Source organism: Paraburkholderia phymatum (assembly GCF_038900715.1).
Lineage (GTDB): Bacteria > Pseudomonadota > Gammaproteobacteria > Burkholderiales > Burkholderiaceae > Paraburkholderia > Paraburkholderia phymatum_A.
Genome location: NZ_JAYMRZ010000065.1, coordinates 1 through 2314, shown reverse-complemented (window position 1 = coordinate 2314; position 2314 = coordinate 1). Strand labels below are relative to the sequence as shown.

The following is a 2314-nucleotide window of genomic DNA, read 5'->3' as shown; positions in this document are numbered from 1 at the left end:
CCATGTTGCGAGCGTTGCCCACGTGACATCGTGGCGGCTTGCGCTTTCGTATGGGACAGTGTTGGTGAGCAGTGACATGATGACGCTCCGGCTCAGTGGATAGGCGCCGCCGTCACGCGCGCCCGAAAACGCTGAAATGATACGTCAGACGGGCCTGTTTTCGTTTGGATTGCGAACCGGCCCCATCGCTTCGAGTCCGTCCGCGTAGCTGATCGTGTCAAACGGCAGATCGAAGAGGATCGCGGCGTCGGCGACCGCGTCGAGCTTGCCAGCCGTGTCTTTCCTTTTCAGCTCGCTTTTCTCCAGATGCAGGAGCTCAAGCATCTCGTTGTAGACAGTCGATTCCACAATCGGCAGCACGTAGAACACCGCTCCGTTGTACGGCACCTGATAGCGTCTGGACAGATCGACGTTGTCGCAGAACAGGAAATACTTTCCGCGGGCCGAGAGGGCATTGCCGAGCACTTCCGCGACGTCCCTGAGGTATTCGAAGCTCAATAGCCAACCGGCGAAGAACGGCAGGTCCGGCGCACCGATGTCCGCTACGGCCATGACCTGTTCGCAGGAAAGCTCGGGCGGGCGCGCCTCGTCGGCGAGCCGCGGCCCGAAGCGTAGCGCGAGCTCGCCGCGAAAGCCGATCCGGCGAGGCGCGTTCGTATGTCCCTTGAAGACCGCGTTGAGGAGTCGGCCCTGGTGTTGCAGACGGGTCAACGGGGTTTCATCGAGTTCATGGTGGCTGATCGTGTCCGTCATTAGTATTCCTCTTTGATGGATCTTGCATGCGCGCGGACCGGGCGCTGGTTCGCACATCCTCGGCGGGATGGCCGGGAACTTTGCAACATCCGTACCAATGAATGCCAGGGTCAACGCCGGGCAGGCTATACGGGCACGCTGCCCGGTGCTGCCCATTTCGTTTGCGACAAAGGGCGCGCGATTTGTCGGGAAGGCGACGTCGCGAACGTCGCAGGCCGCCATTCGGGAGAATCTGGCGGAAACCCGGCCTGGCCAGGGTTTCGACGATCTGCGCACTCATGGCACAAAAGCTGCGTCGATGGGGCCGCGCGGACACAATCCGGCCGATGCGTGACTCGACAGAAGAAGACCATAAGGACACCGCAGGCTGAGGACATGGTCGCGGCTTTGCAGATCTGATTCGCAACCCTGGTTTCACCTTCCATGTCAATGGAGTACGACAATGTCTCAACTTCGGCAAATCGCCTTCTACGGCAAAGGCGGCATCGGCAAGTCCACCACGTCGCAAAATACGCTTGCGGCGCTGAGCGACCTCGGGCAGAAGATCCTCATCGTAGGGTGCGATCCAAAGGCTGACTCGACGCGCCTGATACTGCACGCGAAGGCGCAGGACACAATTCTCTCGCTCGCGGCGGAAGCGGGTTCAGTCGAGGACCTGGAACTCGATGATGTGATGAAGATCGGCTACAAGGACATCCGCTGCGTCGAGTCGGGTGGTCCTGAGCCGGGCGTCGGCTGCGCGGGCCGTGGCGTCATCACGTCGATCAATTTCCTCGAGGAGAACGGCGCGTATGACGGAGTCGACTACGTGTCGTACGACGTGCTCGGCGACGTGGTGTGCGGTGGTTTCGCAATGCCCATTCGCGAGAACAAGGCGCAGGAAATCTACATTGTCATGTCAGGCGAGATGATGGCGATGTACGCAGCGAACAACATCTCGAAGGGCATCCTGAAATACGCGAACAGTGGCGGCGTGCGCCTGGGCGGGCTCATCTGCAACGAGCGCAAGACCGACAAGGAACTGGAGCTTGCCGAATCGCTCGCGACGATGCTCGGCACGAGGCTGATCCACTTCGTGCCGCGCGACAACATCGTCCAGCACGCGGAACTGCGGCGAATGACCGTGATCGAGTACGCGCCGGACAGCTCACAGGCGGGCCAGTATCGCGCGCTTGCCGAGAAGGTTCATCACAACGGCGGCAATGGCGTGGTTCCGACGCCGATCACAATGGACCAGCTCGAAGACCTGCTGATGGAGAAAGGCATCATGGTACCGGTCGACGAGTCGCAGGTCGGAAAATCGGCGGCCGAACTGACCGCCTGACGAATGCCGGACGGCGGTTGCCGTACGGCGGCCGGATCCGGCGATGAGATTCTCCACTTATGGGATACGCAATGACCGCGACGGTTGAAGAACGCAAGGCCGCGAACAAGGCCCTGATCGACGAAGTGCTGCAGGCATACCCCGAAAAGATGGCCAAGCGCCGCGCCAAGCATCTGGGTTCCTTTGAACAGGGCAAGCTCGACTGTGGGGTGAAATCGAACATCAAATCGCTGCCCG

At 60.7% G+C, this 2314-nt stretch carries 2 protein-coding genes and 1 pseudogene; 2 read left to right on the top strand and 1 reads right to left on the bottom strand.

Features of this window, described 5'->3' with window-relative positions; genetic code table 11:
* Window positions 1-144 precede the first annotated feature (144 nt).
* A complete protein-coding gene (locus VSR68_RS42385) occupies window positions 145-753 on the bottom strand; it encodes a hypothetical protein (protein WP_342937831.1) in 609 nt (202 codons plus the stop codon).
* 442 nt (window positions 754-1195) lie between these two features.
* Here VSR68_RS42385 and nifH point away from each other — a divergent pair, with 442 nt between their 5' ends.
* Together nifH and VSR68_RS42375 are read left to right on the top strand one after the other, a co-directional pair.
* A complete protein-coding gene (gene nifH / locus VSR68_RS42380; RefSeq protein WP_342937830.1) occupies window positions 1196-2077 on the top strand; it encodes a nitrogenase iron protein in 882 nt (293 codons plus the stop codon).
* Window positions 2078-2148: 71 nt separating this feature from the next.
* A pseudogene (locus tag VSR68_RS42375) lies at window positions 2149-2314 on the top strand (nitrogenase molybdenum-iron protein alpha chain); the annotation flags it as partial.

Bases quoted from the DNA above. Each gene is read 5' to 3' on its own strand.
- VSR68_RS42385 (WP_342937831.1), bottom strand. From the start codon at position 753: ATGACGGACACGATCAGCCACCATGAACTCGATGAAACCCCGTTGACC.
- nifH (WP_342937830.1), top strand. From the start codon at position 1,196: ATGTCTCAACTTCGGCAAATCGCCTTCTACGGCAAAGGCGGCATCGGC.